14 protein-coding genes, 1 pseudogene and 1 riboswitch are annotated in these 18,859 nt (G+C 66.0%); of the genes and pseudogenes, 11 read left to right on the top strand and 4 right to left on the bottom strand.

Features of this window, described 5'->3' with window-relative positions; translation table 11 throughout:
* The first annotated feature begins 97 nt into the window (after positions 1-97).
* From Q0817_RS06265 to Q0817_RS06285, 5 genes are all read left to right on the top strand, one after another.
* Positions 98-2,845, top strand: coding sequence for an ATP-binding protein (locus tag Q0817_RS06265; RefSeq protein ID WP_298585301.1), 2,748 nt, complete (start codon positions 98-100; stop codon positions 2,843-2,845).
* Between the two features lie 557 nt (positions 2,846-3,402).
* A complete protein-coding gene (locus Q0817_RS06270) occupies positions 3,403-4,554 on the top strand; it encodes a hypothetical protein (RefSeq protein WP_298585302.1) in 1,152 nt (383 codons plus the stop codon).
* The gene (locus Q0817_RS06275) at positions 4,551-5,345 is read left to right on the top strand and encodes a TIGR03084 family metal-binding protein (RefSeq protein ID WP_298585303.1); all 795 of its coding nucleotides are present in this window, start codon (positions 4,551-4,553) and stop codon (positions 5,343-5,345) included. The genes Q0817_RS06270 and Q0817_RS06275 overlap by 4 nt, the downstream gene beginning before the upstream one ends.
* Positions 5,346-5,574: 229 nt before the next feature.
* Positions 5,575-6,813: an MBL fold metallo-hydrolase gene (locus tag Q0817_RS06280; protein ID WP_298585304.1), complete on the top strand. Its 1,239-nt coding sequence runs from the start codon at positions 5,575-5,577 to the stop codon at positions 6,811-6,813.
* A 170-nt stretch (positions 6,814-6,983) separates the two neighbouring features.
* Positions 6,984-7,913 (top strand): DUF4231 domain-containing protein, encoded by a 930-nt coding sequence (locus Q0817_RS06285; protein WP_298585305.1) that lies wholly within the window; start codon positions 6,984-6,986, stop codon positions 7,911-7,913.
* A 31-nt stretch (positions 7,914-7,944) separates the two neighbouring features.
* Here the strand turns inward: Q0817_RS06285 and Q0817_RS06290 are convergent, their stop codons facing one another.
* Both Q0817_RS06290 and Q0817_RS06295 read right to left on the bottom strand, forming a co-directional pair.
* The gene (locus Q0817_RS06290) at positions 7,945-8,820 is read right to left on the bottom strand and encodes a hypothetical protein (protein WP_298585306.1); all 876 of its coding nucleotides are present in this window, start codon (positions 8,818-8,820) and stop codon (positions 7,945-7,947) included.
* Complete coding sequence (locus Q0817_RS06295) at positions 8,817-10,034, bottom strand: hypothetical protein (RefSeq protein WP_298585307.1); 1,218 nt, start codon at positions 10,032-10,034, stop codon at positions 8,817-8,819. The genes Q0817_RS06290 and Q0817_RS06295 overlap by 4 nt, the downstream gene beginning before the upstream one ends.
* A 118-nt stretch (positions 10,035-10,152) precedes the next feature.
* On the opposite strand from Q0817_RS06295, the gene Q0817_RS06300 reads away from it, so the two are divergent.
* A complete protein-coding gene (locus tag Q0817_RS06300) occupies positions 10,153-10,584 on the top strand; it encodes a TIR domain-containing protein (RefSeq protein WP_298585308.1) in 432 nt (143 codons plus the stop codon).
* 74 nt (positions 10,585-10,658) lie between these two features.
* Here Q0817_RS06300 and Q0817_RS06305 read toward each other — a convergent pair whose 3' ends face one another.
* Both Q0817_RS06305 and Q0817_RS06310 read right to left on the bottom strand, forming a co-directional pair.
* Entirely contained in the window at positions 10,659-11,117 is a 459-nt protein-coding gene (locus tag Q0817_RS06305; RefSeq protein ID WP_298585309.1) for a hypothetical protein, read from the bottom strand.
* Positions 11,118-11,555: 438 nt separating this feature from the next.
* Positions 11,556-12,233: a GntR family transcriptional regulator gene (locus tag Q0817_RS06310; RefSeq protein WP_298585310.1), complete on the bottom strand. Its 678-nt coding sequence runs from the start codon at positions 12,231-12,233 to the stop codon at positions 11,556-11,558.
* 217 nt (positions 12,234-12,450) lie between these two features.
* Here Q0817_RS06310 and Q0817_RS06315 point away from each other — a divergent pair, with 217 nt between their 5' ends.
* From Q0817_RS06315 to Q0817_RS06335, 5 genes and pseudogenes are all read left to right on the top strand, one after another.
* Positions 12,451-13,416, top strand: coding sequence for an alpha/beta hydrolase (locus Q0817_RS06315; protein ID WP_298585311.1), 966 nt, complete (start codon positions 12,451-12,453; stop codon positions 13,414-13,416).
* Positions 13,413-15,026, top strand: a complete 1,614-nt coding sequence (locus Q0817_RS06320; RefSeq protein ID WP_298585312.1) for an NAD(P)/FAD-dependent oxidoreductase — start codon at positions 13,413-13,415, stop codon at positions 15,024-15,026. The genes Q0817_RS06315 and Q0817_RS06320 overlap by 4 nt, the downstream gene beginning before the upstream one ends.
* Positions 15,027-15,591: 565 nt before the next feature.
* Positions 15,592-15,777: riboswitch (cyclic di-AMP (ydaO/yuaA leader) on the top strand.
* 176 nt (positions 15,778-15,953) lie between these two features.
* A pseudogene (locus Q0817_RS06325) lies at positions 15,954-16,283 on the top strand (NlpC/P60 family protein); the annotation flags it as partial.
* 220 nt (positions 16,284-16,503) lie between these two features.
* Positions 16,504-17,703 (top strand): pyridoxal phosphate-dependent aminotransferase, encoded by a 1,200-nt coding sequence (locus Q0817_RS06330; RefSeq protein ID WP_298585313.1) that lies wholly within the window; start codon positions 16,504-16,506, stop codon positions 17,701-17,703.
* Positions 17,700-18,659 (top strand): D-glycerate dehydrogenase, encoded by a 960-nt coding sequence (locus tag Q0817_RS06335; RefSeq protein WP_298585314.1) that lies wholly within the window; start codon positions 17,700-17,702, stop codon positions 18,657-18,659. Before Q0817_RS06330 ends, Q0817_RS06335 begins: the two co-directional genes overlap by 4 nt.
* Positions 18,660-18,859 lie beyond the last annotated feature (200 nt).

Here is an 18,859-nt window from a genome sequence, read left to right on the forward strand (position 1 = left end):
TTCACACCTTAACTTTCGCCAATGTCCGTGCGAACCTCCCACCCGGACGGACTAGAGTGACGCACAGCACAGACAGCCAGTCGCGAGGGAGACCATTGTGAGCGAACTCAGCTCGTCCGAAGTACAGGAATGGCTTTTAGGTGACTGGCGCGCCTCATCCAGCAGAATTTGCCTCATTGAAGGATTTAGCGGAATAGGTAAGACCACCCTAGCGCAGAGCGTTGCCAAATCATGGTCACCCCATAGTTTGGTAGTTTCAATCGAAGAATCAGCAAACACCCTTGACGACGTTTTGTTCGAAGTTGCGTCAAACTTAGAAGAAAGGGGCTGCAAGACGATTGCCGACGCTAGCGAAGGAGACTACCGAGCTGGCCTTATAGCACATTTAAATAGCGATGAGCTAATAATTTTTGATCATATTGAGAATGCGTTTGACCAAGAACGCAAACAACTAAATGCGGAAATAATAGAATATTTGAAACGCATTGAAAAACGTCCCGGCGTGGGGAAAATTCTCCTTCTTTCATCTCTCCGGCTCGACCTTCAAGACCAACTTCCCCATCTACAAGTCACCCGCATGGCGCCCTTCTCAAACCAGGAGGCAAAAACATTCCTAAATGATGCACTTCAAAAATCCGGTCATGCAACCAACATTCCCGCCAGCGAAATACCCGAGGTTGTCGAATGGCTTGGATGCAATCCCCGCGCCATGAAGGCATTCATCGCATGCCTAGATTCTCACGATTTTGAGGAGCTCAAACAAGACGAACCAGATACGTGGGCCCTCCGGCATCTACCAGCTACAGATCAGCTGATCAAAAGACTGGAAGTCATTTTCCTCAAAATGACCATAGATAAATTAAGTCCTGAAGCAAGAACGCTCCTGGAATCAGCATCCGTCCTGCGCAAGCCATTCAAGGCGGACACCCTTCAATCTATTACGCCAAATGGAATAGGGATTGAAATGGCTAGAATGGAATTGTCGAGGCTGTTTATACTTGAAAAACAGCGCGGAATGTTGACACTTAATCCAGTATCACGCCATTTGGCTTACGCATCTTTAAGGCAGAACCCCCGCCGATTAACTAGATGCCATTCGACGGCTGGGGATTACTACAAGAAACGGGCTGCAAACACCACGGGCGCTCGCGGAACAATTATCGCCGGTAAAGCGTTTGTAGAAGCAAGGCACCACTTTCGCATTAGCGAACGCATGCGCGATTTGGAAGACCTGGCTGGGGATTTTCGCCGGATAATTGCCCCCAACTACGCAAAAACCACCGAGATTCCCACATCAAAGGATGACTTAAATGAATACATTCTTGTCATTCAATCGGTTCTTAGTACCGAGCGGGGTGGCTACCATGCCCTTAGGCTGAAATTCGCGGAGGCATTGATTTCCAGGAATCAACCTGGAGATAGGGTTCTAGCACTGCGAAACCTGACAATCGCCACAGAACGATCGCGCGCCTTGAGAGCATGGGTGAGGCGCGTCGACCTAGCCGCCGAACTCGATGGGGTACTAGGCCGACGGCGCATCGTTGACGAAGCCTTCGATAGATTGCCAGTGCAGGATGCATGCGAAGTTGCCATTAAAACCGCGGAAAAATTTGTGTACTCCGAATTGAAGCAGGAGGCGATTGACGTAGTTCATAAGGCGCTTCGCGCATCCTCAAAAGAACAACTGCAGCGCCTCACTACAGCTCTTTCATTTGTCAGACTTCAATTTGGCCAACCGAAAGAAGCCATTAAAGATCTTATCGACGGATACGAGAGGTTGGGAGATGAACCTTTTCGCGCGTATAAGCTATTTGAAGAAGGAATATTTATATCCCTTCAACAGCGCGATATTGACTCTTTGAATCGATTTAGGAACCTCGTTCTGGCACGCGGAATTAACGATCATCAGGTTGCGCTTGTCGACATGCTTTCACGCCAATCCTGCGGTGACTATTCTGGGGCTGCCCGCTTCGGTAAGGGACATGAGGAATATCCCTCGGTTGTCTTTCAACTTGCCTTTTCACTGCTTTGCTCAGGGGACGCTCAGGGAGCAGTAAAAACTTTGTCCCAATCTGGTAATTTGTCAGCAAACAACAATGATGTAAAGTGTTGGCTTTTCGCCCTGATTTATTTATGCCTGGACAATGAGGAGAAGGCCGAAAAATACCTAAACCATTGTCGCAAAAATCGCGTCCCTATGACACACGAGCGCGTAGATATTAAGGTCCTTAAGCTATGGAATGAAATTCCGAGGCGGATTCAGCCTTATCCCGCTTTTTACTTTCCCACCTTGCCTCCAATACTGACCGGATTAGATCACGACCTGAGGCGCACAGATGTCGGCGGATCCGCTTTGGAATTTTTGAGTTTGTCAGACTTCGAGTTCACACGGCATCCGCATCAAGAATTGCAAGAACATGCTCAGGCAAATAGTTTATTGCCTTCCCAGCCATCGATTGCCGTGCATGTTAGTAATAACCAACAAGTAGGAGATTATCAAATGGGTGATACGTACAATGTGGAAAATGGTGGCGTGGTAGGAAAAAACGCCTTTAATGCCGGGAATGTCAACATGAACGCGCATCAACAAGCCTTTTCGCTAACCAGCCCCGAATTACTTGAGGAAGTTCGCCGTGTTATTGACGTGACGCAATCAAATGGAAATGCTGATTCTGGACATCTGTCTACACTGTATGGGGCGGTTGAATCTATTGAAAATGGGGACGAAAAGGGCGTGCGCGACCGATTGAGAAGTGGCGGCAAGTGGCTCGCGGCACAGTCTTCGATGGTTGGAACCGGCTTGCTCACCGCGATTATGCAAGATGTCTTAGGAATTCAGGCTTAGATACAAGGGGACATCACGCGGCTGACACGGGTTCGGTTTCATAAAGCTGAGAATTGCCGACGCCAAAGACCGCCAGGGTCGCCAGCAGCGCTCAAAGCGGGTCACAGTCGTTGAAGAACTGGGCTGCGAAGAACGGCGCGAAGAGGGCGTAGAAGTTCCAGACGAACCACAAGGTGGCGTCGCCGATGTTGACGGTCACCACGTCGCGCCAGCGGCGGACGGACCGCGCCGGGCGGTGTTGCCGAGAGCGTGGAAACGGTGGAACGTCGCCTCGCCAGACAGTGTGATGTGCGACCAGCGCCCATTGACGGTGTCTGGTTCGGTCTGGGTCCGCCGCTGGTAGCGCCCCGCCGCGATACTTGTTCGCTGTCGCACGCGAAAGAGCCCGGCGATCCCGTGGATTTCGCCCTGCAGCATTAGCATGTAAAGACATCGGGTTCACACCGCTGAGGGTCAACAACAGTGCTCATCGCTGGGTCACTCTGTTGGAACCTCCGTGGGTTTGTCCAAAGTCTGGCAACCGAGCTGGACGCTGAACCCACCCGGGAGGATTCGACATGCCCAAAGCTCCCATCGACGGTATCGACACCGACGATGCCAATGACGCCGACCGGAAAGTCGTCGAGGATGAACGAGCCAAGCTCAAGGACTTCGTCACGGGGCTGAGCCCGGACGACATCAAGTCGGGCGGATGGTTCACCAAACTCAGCGCTCAGGCCCTGAGCTCCTACACCGACAAGGTCGACTGGCAGTACTTTCAGGAGCGGTACGAGGGCGTGCCCGCGGACGCCATCGTCGATCAGCGGATCAAGATGGCGACCCGATACGCCGCTCTCGAAGGCGGGATCTCCGCCGGCGCCTACTCGGCGGCCATCATCGCCACCCTCGGGAGCCTTGGTGGCGCCTCGGCGGCGACTGTCCCGGCCGCCGTCACGACCATGATGGTCGATGTCGTGTACATCACCCGGCTTCAGCTCCGCCTGGCCTACGACGTCGCGGTCCTCTACCGGGTTCCGCTCGACCTGTCCGACCCGAATGACTTGTGGAAGCTCATTCGGGTGGCCTTCACGATCAAGAGCGGGGAAGCCGTGAGTGGGGGCGTGGTCAAGGCGGTCCCGGCCGTCATGCGGCCGGTGATCAAGCGCTTCTATTCCAAAGGAGTTCTGGCCGCTGGGAAGGGGCTTCCGGTGGTCGGCAAGTTCCTTCTGCAGCGCAACGTCATCAAGATCGGCATTCCGCTCGTTGGCGTTCCGCTCGCGGTGGTGCTGAACCGCTACACGACGTTGGTCGCGGGGCGGCACGCGCAAGCTGTCTTCCGGAACGAGGCGCGGGTGATCGAACTCGCCGGGAATCTGAGCGAGCGGAGTCGGCACCCGCAGCTGATGCTGTGGGTCGCGTGGCTCGTCATCAACGCGGACCGCAAGATCGACGACGACGAGGCCCTGTTGATCCGTCACCTGGTGAGGCTGGTCCGGGATCAACATCAGGTGGTCGATGAGCAGCTCGCTCGCCTCGTAGATGTCGACCCCGCCGAGGTCTGGCGACGCCTGGATGCCGAGCAAGGGGATCTGAGCGACATTGTCGACGTGGCCGAGCGGGTGGCAACCGTGGACGGTGCCGTCAACACGCGCGAGAAAGCGGTCATCTCCGAGCTTCAAGATCGGTGCGACCGAGTCCGAGGGTCCATCCGACATATGGTTCGCCCATGACCCGCCCCGACCCCGCCGTCCTGCTGGCCGACCTGCGCCAGGAGGGGGACCTGCTCGCGGAGCTGCTTCGCTCTCTTTCCGCCGAGGACTGGGCCCTCCCCACCCCGGCGGAGGGGTGGACCATCCGCCACCAGGTCGCCCATCTCACCTGGACGGAGCGGACCGTGCTCAGCGCGATCGAGGACCCCGCGGTCTTCGCCCGGCTGCGGGAGCGGTTCCGGGAGGAGGCCGACGTCGTCGACCGCGGCGCCCAGGAGGGTGCGGCACGACCCCCGGCCGAGATCCTGGCGTCCTGGCAGGAGAGCCGGCGCCGCGTGCTCGAGCGGCTCGCCGCCGTGCCGGAGGGCGAGCGCATCCCGTGGATCGGCCCGCCCATGGGCGCGCCCATGATGGCCAGCGCCCGGATCATGGAGACCTTCGCCCACGGCCAGGACGTCCGCGACGCTCTCGGAGTGTCCCCGGTGGCCTCGCACCGGTTGCGGCACGTCGCTCACCTGGGCGTGGCCACCCGCGACTACACCTTCAAGCAGCGCCGGCTGGACCCGCCGGCCGAGCCGTTCCGCGTCGAGCTCACCCATGAGGACGAGACCTGGACCTGGGGACCGGCCGAGGCGGGTCAGCGCGTCCACGGCCCGGCCCTGGACTTCGCCCTGCTCGCCACCCGGCGCCGGCACCGCCAGGACGGGAGGTTTGTTGCGGAAGGCCCTGACGCCGACGCCTGGCTCGACATCGTCCAGGCCTTCGCCGGCCGACCGGGTCCGGGGCGGGCCCCGCTGTCGCAGACGGAATGAGGCACCGGCAACGCTCCCAGGAGCACATCGGCTTAGGTTGCCCCACACGAGGAGCCGCACGGCACGTCGCCCGCGCCGTGCGCGGCACAGGCTTCAGAGACTGATCTGCACAAAGTCACAATCCGGGTTGACTGAGTCTTGTCAAAATCCCCACATCCCGGCCCACCTGGGCAGACGTCCTTCATACTGGATGTTCGTCCATGCTCTGCATCACACCTGGGGGATCACCATGTCCGAGCCTGATCGCACGTCGCGCTTCTCGTCGGGGATCTCCCGTCGCCGCGCCCTGGGCCTCGCGTCCGCACTCGGGCTGACGCCGCTGGCCGTCACCGCAGGCGCTTCGGGCAGCGCGGCGTCGTCCGGCGCACCGAACGCCTCCGCCGCTGCTTCCGCGGCGGCATCCGCCCCCGGCCGCGCCCCGGGGCGGGCCCCACTGACCACCGATGCCAAGAACCGGGTCGTGCTGCTGGGCACCAGCGGCGGCCCGCCGTGGTGGAACGACTCCCACCGCGAGGGCGTGGCCTCCGCGGTCGTGGTCGGCGACAAGTACTACCTCATCGACGCCGGGGACGGGGTCGGCAAGCAGATCAAGAAGGCCAAGCTGGGCACCTGGGACAAGGACATGCGCGGCCCCCTCGACGCCCTGGAAGCCGTGTTCCTCACCCACCTGCACTCGGACCACATCTCCGACCTCTACAACATCTTCGGCACCGGCCTGCAGAACGGGGTCACCGTGCCCGACCGGGTGCTGCAGGTCTTCGGCCCCGGCAACCGCGGGGCGCTTCCGGTCAACTACAAGGGCGAGCAGATCCCGCCCGATCAGGTCGTCAACCCGGCCAACCCGACCCCGGGCACCCGGGAGACGATCGAGGCGATGATGAAGACCTTCGCCACGGATTTCAACGACCGGATCATCGACTCCGGCTACCCCCCGCCCCGGGAGTTCTTCGTCGGCCGCGACATCGCCCTGCCGGCCGAGCTGGCCGACGACCCCAACGGTGACCCGCACCCGCGGATGCGCCCCATCGACGTCTACGAGGACGACCGGGTCAAGGTCACCGCCACCCTGGTCCAGCACGCCCCGGTCTTCCCGGCGTTTGCCTACCGCTTCGACACCGACACCGGCTCCGTGACCTTCTCCGGGGACACCAGCCCGAGCGAGAACCTCGTGGAACTGGCGCAGGGCTCGGACATCCTCGTGCATGAGGCCATCGCCGAGGAGTGGGTCGGCCAGCACCACCCCGCCCCGCGCGACGCGGCCTCCGAGGCCGAGTACCAGCACCTGATCGGAGCGCACACCACCATCGAGGACGTCGGAGGCGTGGCCGAACGCGCCGGGGTGAAGACCCTGGTGCTCAACCACCTCGTGCCCGGCAACTGGCCGGTTGAGAAGTGGGAGAAGGCCGGGGAGAACTTCTCCGGGGAACTGATCATCAGCGAGGACTTCGACGCCATCCCCATCGGCTGACCGGAACACCACACTGGGCGGATCGTCCGCCGCTATCCCGGAGCCCGCACCACCGGCTCCGGGAGCTGGCGGGTCCCCGACGTCGACGACGCGCCGCACGTCGGCGCCACACTTCCTCGGCATCGGTGCTCCCCCTGGAGGAGGGAGGGCTGATTGGTAACACTGTGGCCATGGGGACATCACAGCGCACGACGGGAAAACCGACGACCCACAGCGAGGGCACGGTTCGTGCAGAGGCTTCGCCGGCCCTGTTCTGGGCCTGGAAACAGCAGCGCATCTGGTCGCGCACGTCCGACCGGCTGAAGAAGCAGCTGGACCTCTTCAGAGCCGCCGCCCTGCTGCTGGGGATCCTCGCCGCCGTCCTGGCGGTCGCGGCGACGCAGGTGATGGGCGATCAGCCGGTGCTCGGACGAAGCCTCGGGGCGGGGACGGCAATCAGTGCCGGTCTGGCCACGCTGGTCCAGCGCGGCGTGACCACCGACCGGATTCGGTCCTGGACGAGGGCCCGGTCGGTCTCCGAGGCCCTCAAGACCGAGGTGTACTCCTACCTCGCCGGCGGCACCCGGTACACCGACTCGGGCCAGCGGGACCGGATCCTGCACCAGCGGTCCCGGGACCTCGTCAACAAGGTGGAGGGTCTCCTGGGACTGACGGTCGCGGTCGCCCCGGACGAGAAGCGGGTCCCTGCTGTGACGGGCATCGAGGACTACATCACCGACCGGGTCGAGCAGCAGATCGAGGGCTACTACCGGCGCAAGGCCGCGATCTACATGCGCCGGGTCTGGTGGTTGCGGGCAACGGCGAGCGCGCTCGGCGCCGTCGCCGTCGCCCTCTCCGCCGTGGCCACCTGGTTCGAGCTGCCGCCCGTGTCCGCCTGGGTGCCGGTGGCCACGACCATCGGGACGGCCGTGGTGGCTCACATCGCCGCGAGCCGCTACGACCACCTGATCATCGAGTTCCAGCGCACCGCCTACCGCCTGGAGCTGCTCCAGCAGGCCCGTGCGTGCACGCCCGGCGACGACGCGACGTTCGTCGACGACTGCGAGGACGCCATCTCCGTGGAGAACCAGGGGTGGATGGCGCGCTGGAACGACGATTGAGGCCGTCCGCCCGATCGGGCGGCAGGAACGGTCAGCTGCCGCCGGGGTGCCGCGCCGAGGACCAGCGCGCCAGTCCCTGCACGACGAGCGTGGCGATGGTCCCGGGCCGGTGGGTCGCCGACAGCTGCCGGCGGTCGTGCTCGCTCAGTCCGTCATCGCCCGCGTCGTGGCGTGCCTGCTCGGTGAGAGCGGCCAGTGCCTCGGCGACCTCGTCGTCGTCGCTCCCGGCCGGGAACCCGTCCGGCGCCCATGCCAGGTCGTCGTGGCCGAGGGCGCGGACGACGGCCGCCGCCGCTCCCCCGAACCCCGCCGAGACGTACAGGGGCTGGTCTGCAGCCACGGAGCACAGGGCCTCCTCCACGATTCCGGGCATGGCTCCCTGGAAGCCTAGTAGCTTCCCGCCCACGAGCACCCGTGCATCGGTCTCGGCCGTGACGTGCGTCCGCATGGCCGACAGCGCCGCGGCGCGGTCCTGCGCGGACAGCTCGGCGGGGAGCTCGCCCTCCTGCCGGGCCTTCTCCCGTTCCAGCACGGTCATGGGCTGCCCGTCGAGGCCCAGCAGCACGAGCTCCGCCGACGTCCCGAGCCGGCGGTCCATGGCGTCGACATCGGCGTCGGACATCGTGGCGTGCTCGCTGAGCGGGGCGCAGATGGTCAGGGCCTGCCGGTTGTCGCTGTACTTGAGGACTTCGTCCAGCAGCACCTGGGTGAAGCCCTCGGCCCGGGGCCAGCCCCCGTAGGTGATGCTGCCACCGGCGAGGAACACCGCCCGCGCGATCTCCGCGACGGCCTGCTCGCAGTGGGCCTCGGTCAGACCGAGCTGGGAGAGGTCACTGCTGTTCGACACCGACAGGGCGATGTGCAGGCCCTTCAACGCGTCACGCGAGACGAGCGGATTCTTGCTCATGACGGCAGTTCCCCGCCCCGGGAGGCGAACGTCCTGGGGGTGAAGATCTCGACCTCGTCGGCGAAGCCGGCCAGCCGGCACATGTCCACCAGCACGTCGTGCTCACGGGGTCCCAGCGGCGGGTCCGGGTGGATGATCCAGATCTGCCGGTCGTCCGGTCTCTCCGCCTTGTGCTTCTGCAGCCACGGACCGGTGGTGACGGGCTCCGGCGAGTGCACCGGCAGCCAGTCGAAGCCGCCGTCCCGCAGGTAGACGCTCTGGTACTCCCACAGCCTGTGCTTGAGGGCCTCGGCCACGATCCGGTTGAGGGCGCGGACGATCCCGGGCCGGGGGTCGTCCACGAGGCAGGCCACCGTGGGCACGTGGTCCATGAGGAAGGAGCCGCGCTCCTCCCCATCCCGCAGGGCGTGGAGGCCGACGACGGGGACGTCGTGCTCCTTGGCGGCCAGCACCTCGCGCTGGGTCCACTCCCGCTCCGCGTACCGGTCCGTGCGCACCATGAGCAGAGCACCTCGTCCCGCCGCCGTCAGGAGCCGTTTGCGCCAGTCCGTGCCCGGTTGCAGGTCCGTGGCGTCGAAGAACCTGCTGAGGTGCGTCTCGGCGATCACGGCCTGGACCTCGTCGTAGATCCGTGCTCCCTCGGGCTCCGCCGCGAGGTCCCCGTGCTTGGTGTGGCTGACGAAGACGGTGATCTGCTCGGACTGCTCCGAGGCGGGCGTCATGGCCTGGGCGATGCCCTGCGAGAGCTCACGGCAGAGCACGTCGGGATCATGCACGCTCCGCCGGTCGAGAGTCTGCGCCCACCCACCGGTTCCGTAGAGCTCCGTGTGGGCGAGATCGACGCCGTCGGTGCGCACCGGGAAGACTCCGACGTCGGACCGACGGCCTGCGTCGAAGATGGCCCGCAAGTACTCCCGCCACTCCTCGTGCGCGGCGAAGGCCCTGAGCAGGTGAACGCCCAGAACCGGCACCACAGCGATGAACTGCGCTCGCGGCAATCCGTACGGCCACGGCTCCGTGATCCCCAGGGGGCGAGGCGGCCCGGTCTTGGACGCCCACCCCGTGCTGCGGTTGTACACCTCGACGGCGCCTCCGGCGAGACCGGAGAAGATGCGGCTGTGGAAATGATCCATCAGCGCATCCGACACGGTCCGACCGTCCCGGTCGCCGGGATGCCAGACGACGAAGATCTCCAGGATGGGAGGCAACGGCATGAACCCACCGTACGTCGCTGTCGAGCGATTCGGCGGACATGGCGAAACCTTACTGCGACGTGGGCGGATACCGGCAGGGTGGTGACAGCGGCAGGACGGATCTGAGGAGGAGGCCGAAGTGGGCGGCCTCCACAACATCTTCATCAGCCACCGCCACCAGGACGACGCCCTGGTGGCGGCGCTCAAGGAACTGATCTCGTCCCCCCGGTGCCGCCTCAGGGACTTCTCCGTCATCGCGCCGCTCGCCCTGGGCGCGCTCGCGGACGAGCAGATCATGGCGGTCCTGGCGCCGCGCATCGCACGGGCCGGAAAGGTGCTCGTGATCGTCCATCCGAAGACGCGTTTCCACCGGTGGGTCGACTGGGAGATCGAGCACGCCCGCATCTACCGGTCGAAACGCATCATCGGGGTCTGGGCCCCGGGTGCCTCAGGATGCGACCTCCCCGCACCCCTCGACCGCCATGCGCACGCCGTCGTGGAGTGGAACGCGCAGGAGGTCGTCGCCGCCTTGGAGGGGCGGGACAACTGGCCACGCAGCGCCCGGCCCTGACACTGATGCACCGAATGGAGAGCCGAGAATCCGGTGTTTGTTGGCGGAACGAAGCCGACGATGCTCGGCCCGCCTCATACCATCCACAGTGAGGCACGAATCTCCGGATCACGCTTGTTGTCCGACTTCTGCTGCTCCACGGCCCTGATCGTGAAGTTGCCGTTCTCGTCGGGCACCACATGCGCGTTGGGCAGAAACGTCGACGTCTCAGCGCTCACCCAGCTCCCGTTCTTCTGCTTGCGGTCGGTGCTCATCTGGACGAGGCACCCACCTGGAACGTTCATCGCCTTGGTGCTTTTTATCCAGCTCGAGCTCTGCGCCTTGAACAACAGATGGAACTGGTCAGGATTGCCATGCGTCTCGAGGTTCTTGTCGTTCTTCTGGACGTCTTCGGTCTTGGTGATCATCAACTTCCCCATATGACCGAAATCCATGGAGAGCATGTTGCCCTTGAAAAGGAAGAAGAAAAGGACGGTCAGTATTACAACTACTGACACGATGCCGATTGGCGCGATACTTTCTATCTGGCCCATATCAAGACCCCCTCAGTCGGCGGGCAGGACCCGAACACCGTGAAGCTGCACAGTGGCGCAACGGCCCATCACCCTGGTTCCGCCCCATGCCACCAGCCTACTCGCGGGGCCTCAGCGGGGAACATCAGGACAGGCACATCGACGTTTTGAGAAGTCGGTCGCCTCCCACGAAGACGGCGCAAGAGACTCACCGCCTTCGTGCGCGCACCCGGACACGCCCGCGCCTCGGCCCCCTGCCGCTCCTCCCTCATACGGAAAACTGTTCATCGTTTTCGGTCTCGACGGCTGAACACATATGGCGTCCCATCGGTATGAAGCCCATGGCTCCAACGAGAAGACGTTTTCTCCCCTCGGCAAGAGAAGCTGCTGGCCTCGCTGAACGACGGAGCCAGGGAACTGAGGACTTCAATCGCCCACGACCGAGAGTGGTCTGGCGCCTCAGCCCTGTGCGGCCGGCCCCACCGTCGCGTCCAGCGGCCGGTCCTCCCGCATCCGGGTGGTCAGCTCCGTGAAGAACGCCCTCAGCCGGGCCACCGCCTCCGGACCGGAACCCTCACGCAGCAGCTGCAGCATGTCCTGCCAGCCCTCGACCCAGAGCGGCACCAGGTGGCCTGAGGGGTAGAGCGTGATCCGCCGCAGCGAGCGCAGCATGACCTGCTCCGCCATGGCGGTCAGTTCGTCGTTGTCGGCGGCCGCCAGCAGCACGCGCACGGCGTCGATCAGACCGGTGCGGGACTCCTCGACGTGGTACTGCCCCACCTCTTGGGTGAAGCGGGTGACGGTGTCGGCGAGCGCGTCGAGCCGGCCGTCGTCGAGGTGGGGCACGGCGCGCTCGAGCGCGGCCACGGTGACGACCCCGAGCACGTCCATCAGCTCGATCGCCTGCCGCTGGGTGAGCACGGCGACGTGCCGGCGCTTGTTGGCGGTGCTGACCACCAGGCCCTCGCCGATGAGCTCGGTGATGGCCTCGCGCACCGGCGTGATGCTCACGTCCAGGCGTGCGGCGATCTCGGCGTCACGGATCGGGGCGCCGGGAGCGAGCGCGCCGGAGAGGATCTCCTCCCGCAGGTGCTCCGCGACCGCTTCTCGCCGGGTGGCCGGCATCTCGAACGCCACAGTTGTCGTGTCCCTCCGTCTCGCCGGTCCGGACGTCGCCGCTGCTGCCGCAACAACAACGGGCGGTCGGCCGGTGCTGCCCCCAGCGTAGCCACCGGGGAGCAAGAAACATTCGGGCACCCCCTAGAAACAATGCATTGTGCAGTCTAGCGTCAGTGTGACCTGCATCACTCAGAACGAGCGGTGCCGGAATCGTTCCGTCGATGAGGAGACCAACATGTCCCTGGACCACGCCACCCTCGCCTTTCTGGCCGCCTCCGCCGAGGCCGCCGGGCCCGACGCCAAGCCCATGTGGCAGATGAGCCCCGCCGAGGCCCGCACCACCGCCGCCGCCATGAACGAGATGTTCGGGACGGGCCCCGAGATGCACCGCACCGAGGACCACGTCCTGGACGCCTCCGACGGCGGCAGCTTCCGCGTCCGGGTGCACGTGCCGCGGGAGTCCCCGACCGGCGTGTTCGTCTACCTCCACGGCGGCGGCTGGGTCTTGCAGGACATCGACGGCTACGACACCCTGGGCCGGCAGCTGGCCGAGAAGTCGGGCTGCGCCGTCGTCCTCGTGGACTACCGCAAGGCCCCGGAGCATCCCTTCCCCGCCGCGGTGGAGGACTCCTGGACCGCAATGACCTGGGCGGGCGAGCACCTGGCGGAGATCGCCGGGGCGCAGGTCCCGCTCTACGTCGGCGGGGACAGCGCCGGCGGCAACCTCTCGGCCGTCATGGCCCTGCGGGCGCGGGAGAACGGCGGGCCGGCGATCGCCAAGCAGGTGCTGATCTACCCGGTCACCGACGCCGACTTCACCCGCCCCTCCTACACCGAGGAGGAGAACCAGACGCTGCTGACCACCGAGTTCATGACCTGGTTCTGGGACCAGTACGTGCCCGACGCCGACCAGCGCAAACACCCGGACGCCGCGCCGTTCCACGCGGAGGACCTCTCCGGGCTGCCCCCGGCCCTGGTCATCACCGCCGCCCACGACGTGCTGCGGGACGAGGGCGAGGCCTACGCCGAGAAGCTCCAGGAGGCGGGAGTGGAGGTCCACCAGCGCCGCTGGGAGGGCCAGATGCACGGCTTCTTCTCCATGGTCAACGTGCTGCCGGCCAGCGCCGAGGCCCTGGACTTCGTGGTGGAGTCGATCGCCACGGACGTCCAGGCCGAGCTGGAGGAGGCGGGCGAGCGATGAGCACGGTGCGCGAGCTGGACGTCGTCGTCGTCGGCGCCGGGTTCTCCGGCCTCTACCTCCTCCACCGCCTGCGCGAGCAGGGACGGTCCGTGGCCGTCGTCGAGAAGGGCGACGGCGTGGGCGGCACGTGGTACTGGAACCGCTACCCCGGGGCCCGGTGCGACGTGGAGAGCCCCTACTACTCCTACTCCTTCTCCCGGGAGCTGGAGCAGGAGTGGGAGTGGACCGAGCGCTACCCCACCCAGCCCGAGATCCTGCGCTACCTCAACCACGTGGCCGACCGCTTCGACCTGCGCCGCGACATCCAGCTCGACACCGAGGTGGTCTCCGCCGTCTACGACGACGCCACGGCACGGTGGGCCGTCACCACCCGCTCGACCGCCGACGGCGCGGAGGAGACGATCAGCGCCCGGTACTGCATCATGGCCACCGGCTGCCTCTCGGCCGGGCGCGTGCCGGACTTCGAGGGCCTGGCCGACTTCACCGGGGAGGTCTACCACACCGGCTCCTGGCCGCACGAGGGCGTGGACTTCACCGGCAAGCGCGTCGCGGTGATCGGCACCGGATCCTCGGGCATCCAGTCGATCCCCGAGATCGCCCGGCAGGCCGAGCACCTGACGGTCTTCCAGCGCACCCCGAACTTCAGCGTCCCGGCGCGCAACCAGCCGCTGGACCCGCAGGAGTGGGCGCAGATCAAGGCCGACTACCCGCGGATCCGGCAGATCGCCCGGCAGACCCCGACCGGGCTGCCGTTCCCGCCCAGCACCGCCTCCGCGCTGGAGACCGACCCGGCGGAGCAGCGCAAGGTCATGGAGGAGCACTGGACGCTGGGCGGGTTCCGCCTCGGGCAGTGCTTCTCGGACCTGGCGATCAGCAAGGAGGCCAACGACGTCGTGGCCCAGTACATCCGCGAGCGCATCGACGAGATCGTCGAGGACCCACAGGTCGCGGAGCTGCTCAAGCCCTACGACCACCCCGTGGGCACCAAGCGGATCTGCGTGGACACCGACTACTACACGACCTTCAACCGGGAGAACGTCTCCCTGGTCGACGTCCGGCCCGCGCCGATCACCCGGCTCACCGAGCGGGGGCTGAGCACCACGGAGCGGGAGTACGAGGTCGACGCGATCGTCTTCGCCACCGGCTTCGACGCCATGACCGGGGCCCTGAACCGGATCGATATCCGGGGCACGGAGGGGCTCGCCCTGGCCGAGAAGTGGGCCGCCGGCCCGCGGACCTATCTCGGGCTGGCCACCGCCGGTTTCCCGAACCTGTTCCTGGTCACCGGTCCCGGCAGCCCGTCGGTGCTCAGCAACATGGTGACCTCGATCGAGCAGCACGTCGACTGGATCACCGACCACATCCGCTACCTCGAGGACCAGGGCCTCACCCGCTCCGAGGCCTCTCCCGAGGCGGAGGACGCGTGGGTGCAGCATGTCAACGACGCCGCGGACATGACCCTGTTCCCGCAGGCGAACTCCTGGTACCTGGGCGCGAACGTGCCCGGCAAGCCGCGGGTGTTCATGCCCTACGTGGGCGGGGTCGGCGCCTACCGCGCCAAGTGCGACGAGGTCGCCTCCCGGCAGTACGAGGGCTTCAGCGTCGCCTGACCGGTTGAACAACCGGATGGAGGGCTCCGGTGCTGCGGCACCGGAGCCCTCCGCATGCCGGCAGGCCGGGGCTCCGGGCGCATCCCCCTATCGGCAGCCTGAGGCTCGTGGGACGCCAGGAGAGCGAGATCGACGCGCCGCAACCTCATTTCTTTCTTTTTGCGAATTTCCGACAGAACAATGGAGATTGCCGGGGGAGATTGGTTGTCCAGACCCTTGAAGTAGGGGCCGGTCCCGTCGGCGATCTAATGTTCTGTGGACCTTTCCCGGCAAACGGTCGTGCCCTGCCACGGGTGGCACCACTCGGCACTCGGCTCCAGGGCAGGGGCATGCTTGCCCGTCGGCACGACCTGGGCAGAGCCCCAGGTCAAGACCACTTTCGTCTCGAGTTGAGCCTCCCGGGGGATCCCCATGGGCGCGCCTCACCGGGCCACGGCGTCCGGGCGCGGAGGTGCCCTGCCGGATCAGCACTAAAGCCGAGACACGCCCGTGATCTAAACGAGACTTTCTCGTTACTTTTCGATTAGTGTTCTCTCCGTGCCGATCGCCTCATCGATCGGCATCCCCGTGCACATCGCCGAATTCTGCCGGTGCCCGGGGCCCCCATAGAACATCGCTCGGCAGAAGCGGGGGAACCATGAACGGCCCCTCCCCCGGGGCCTAGGGGTTAAGTCGTCAGGGCCCCCACCCTGCGACCGGGTGTCTCCCACCCGCATCCGACAGCTCACCTCGCAGGCAAGAGGGAGGACATCACTCATGCCCGTTTTCCAGTCCCGCATGCCCCGCCACCGCGCCCAGAGCTCGTTCCGCCTCGGGCGCACCGCCATCCTGGCGGTCGCCGGCGGCGCCCTGGCGCTCAGCAGCGTGGCCCCGGCCCAGGCCGCCCCCGCCGCAGCCCCCCAGCAGGTCCTCAGCACCCAGTCCCAGTCCGGCAAGGCCGCGACCATCGCCGCCGCGGCCAGGAACCAGCTCGGCGTGCGCCAGGACTGCACCGCCCTGGTCACCAAGGCCCTGCGCGCGGCCGGAGTCAACCACCACGGGTGGCCGGACTCCTACCTGAAGCTCGGCACCCGGGTCTCCGCCGCCCAGGCCCGGCCCGGCGACCTGGTCTACTACGCCAACGGCGGCATGGGCTTCGCCCACATCGCCGTGTACATCGGCGGCGGCAAGGCCGTCCACGGCGGCTGGAACGGCAACCAGACGGTCATCCAGACCGTCAACGTCGGCTCCGGCCCCGTCTACCTCCGCGTGCGCTGACCCTGCACCCGTGAGCGGGAGTGCGGTTCCCGGCCGTCCCGGCGGGAACCGCACTCCCGAATCCCCCGGGGCACGACCTCGGGACGTGGGACACCTCGCGGCGATGCGCACGGTGAGAATCCATCCGGGCACCGCCCTTCCCAGCCCTGATCTCTGACTCCTATGCTCGAGGCGGATCCGCCGGAGGATCGATCGCCAACTCGACGAGGAGTGGAACGGCATGCGACAACTCGCGCACCGGCTCGACCGGCTGGGCACCGAGACCGCCTTCAGCGTCGCCCAGGCCGCTGCCGCATGGACGGCGAAGGGGAACCGCGTGTACCCCTTCCACCTCGGCGACATCAACATCCCGACGGCCCCGCACATCATCGAGGCGATGGACCGGGCCATCGCCGACGGCCACACGGGCTACTGTCCCGGTCCCGGCATCCCGCAGCTGCGCGAGGCCCTCGCCGAGGACATCGGCTCGCGCCGTGGCATCGGCCTCACTCCCGAGAACATCGTCGTGATGACGGGCGGCAAGCCCGTCATTACGAAGTTCCTGCAGGCGGTCATGAACCCCGGCGACGAGGTGCTCTATCCGAATCCCGGCTTCCCGATCTATGAGTCGCAGATCGAGTACCTCGGGGGCACGTCGGTGCCGTACCGCTACCTCCCCACGGAGGACGGCTTCGCGATCGACCTCGATCAGGTGCGCGCGTCGATCACCCCGAGCACGGTCGCCATCATCTACAACGACCTGCAGAACCCCATTTCGGCCGAGTCGACGGCGGCCGAGCGCGAGGCAGTCGCGCAGCTCGCCCAGGAGCACGATCTCTGGGTGCTCTCCGACGAGGCCTACTTCGAGACGCGCTACGAGGGGGTCTCGAGCTCGATCGCCTCGCTCCCCGGCATGGCCGAGCGCACCGTCATCCTCTACACGTTCAGCAAAAAGTTCGCCATGACCGGCTCACGCCTCGGCTGCGCCGTCGCGCCGCCCGGGATCGCCACGGTGCTCGGCACGCTCAACACCAACGACGAGTCCTGCACTACGCACTACGTGCAGTGGGCCGGCATCGAAGCACTCCGCGGCCCCCAGGAGCCCGCGCAGCAGATGCTCGACGTCCTGCGCGAGCGCCGGGACGCCGCCTGCGAGCTCGTGAACGCCACCCCCGGCATGCACGTGGCCGTACCGCAGTCGACGTTCTACCTGTTCCCCGACGTCACCCGGACCATGGAACGCATGGGCTACACGGCGGTCGGTGACTTCGCGACGGCGGCCCTGCACGAGACCGGCGTCTCCTTCTGCACGCGGGAGCACTTCGGCCGGCGCCAGCCCGGCGAGGAGCGGCAGTACATCCGGCTCGCCTACTCGGGCCTCGACGTCGCCGACATCCGCGACGGCCTCGGCCGCCTGCGCGAGTGGATCGAGGCGGCATGAGCCGGGTCGTCGTCACGGGACGGATTCCCGACGCCGCGATCGAGAAGCTCCGCGCCGCCCACGAGGTCGAGATGTGGCCTGATCCGGAGCCGATCGGCCGCGAGGAGCTCCTGCGCCGGGTGGCCGGCGCCGATGCCGTCGTGAGCCTGCTCACCGAGCGCATCGACGCCGAGCTGCTCGACGCCGCCGGCCCGCAGCTTCACGTGGTCGCGAACGTCGCCGTCGGCTACGACAACATCGACGTGCCCGCCTGCAGCGAACGGGGCGTCGTGGCCACCAACACCCCCGGCGTGCTCACGGACGCCACCGCCGACATCGCCTTCGGCCTCATCCTCATGGCGACCCGCCGGCTCGGTGAGGGGGAACGGCTCATCCGCTCCGGCCAGGACTGGAAGTGGGGCATGTTCTTCCTGCTCGGCAGCGGCCTGCAGGGCAAGACCCTCGGCGTCGTCGGCATGGGCGGCATCGGTCAGGCGACCGCGCGCCGGGCCAAGGCCTTCGGCATGGAGATCGTCTACCAGTCGCGCAGCGAGATCGATCCCGGGATCGCCGCCGAGCTGGGCGCCCGGCGGGTCGAGCTCGACGAGCTGCTGAGCGTCTCCGACGTCGTGTCGCTGCACTGCCCCTACGGGCCCGCCACGCACCACCTGATCGGCGCCGAGCAGCTGGCGGCGATGAAGGACTCGGCGTACCTCGTCAACACCGCGCGCGGACCGATCGTCGACGAGGCGGCGCTCGCGTCCGCGCTGCGCGAGTGCCGGATCGCGGGCGCCGGACTGGACGTCTACGAGGACGAGCCCCGGGTGCATCCCGAGCTGCTGGAGCTCGAGAACGTGGTGCTCCTGCCGCACCTGGGCTCCGCCACCGTGGAAACGCGCACCGCGATGGCGGTGCTCGCCGCCGAGAACGTGCTCGCCGTGCTCGGCGGGCAACGGCCGCCGTCACCGATCGGGTAGCAGCAGGGCCGGCCGTCAAGGTCGCCGCTCGCTCCCAGGCCCGGTGGGCGGTCCGTCACCATGCCGCCCGCCTCGCCCCGACGGAAGGATGCGATCGAGGACCCCGTGGCCCTCCCCGGGCTGTCGGAGGGCTGCGCCGTGACCCCGCCGTCGTCGTCCGGGGGTTCTCGGAGATCCCTCTCCAGCAGACGTCGCCGCGC

It is taken from the genome of uncultured Kocuria sp., from assembly GCF_947500125.1.
Classification (GTDB): domain Bacteria; phylum Actinomycetota; class Actinomycetes; order Actinomycetales; family Micrococcaceae; genus Kocuria.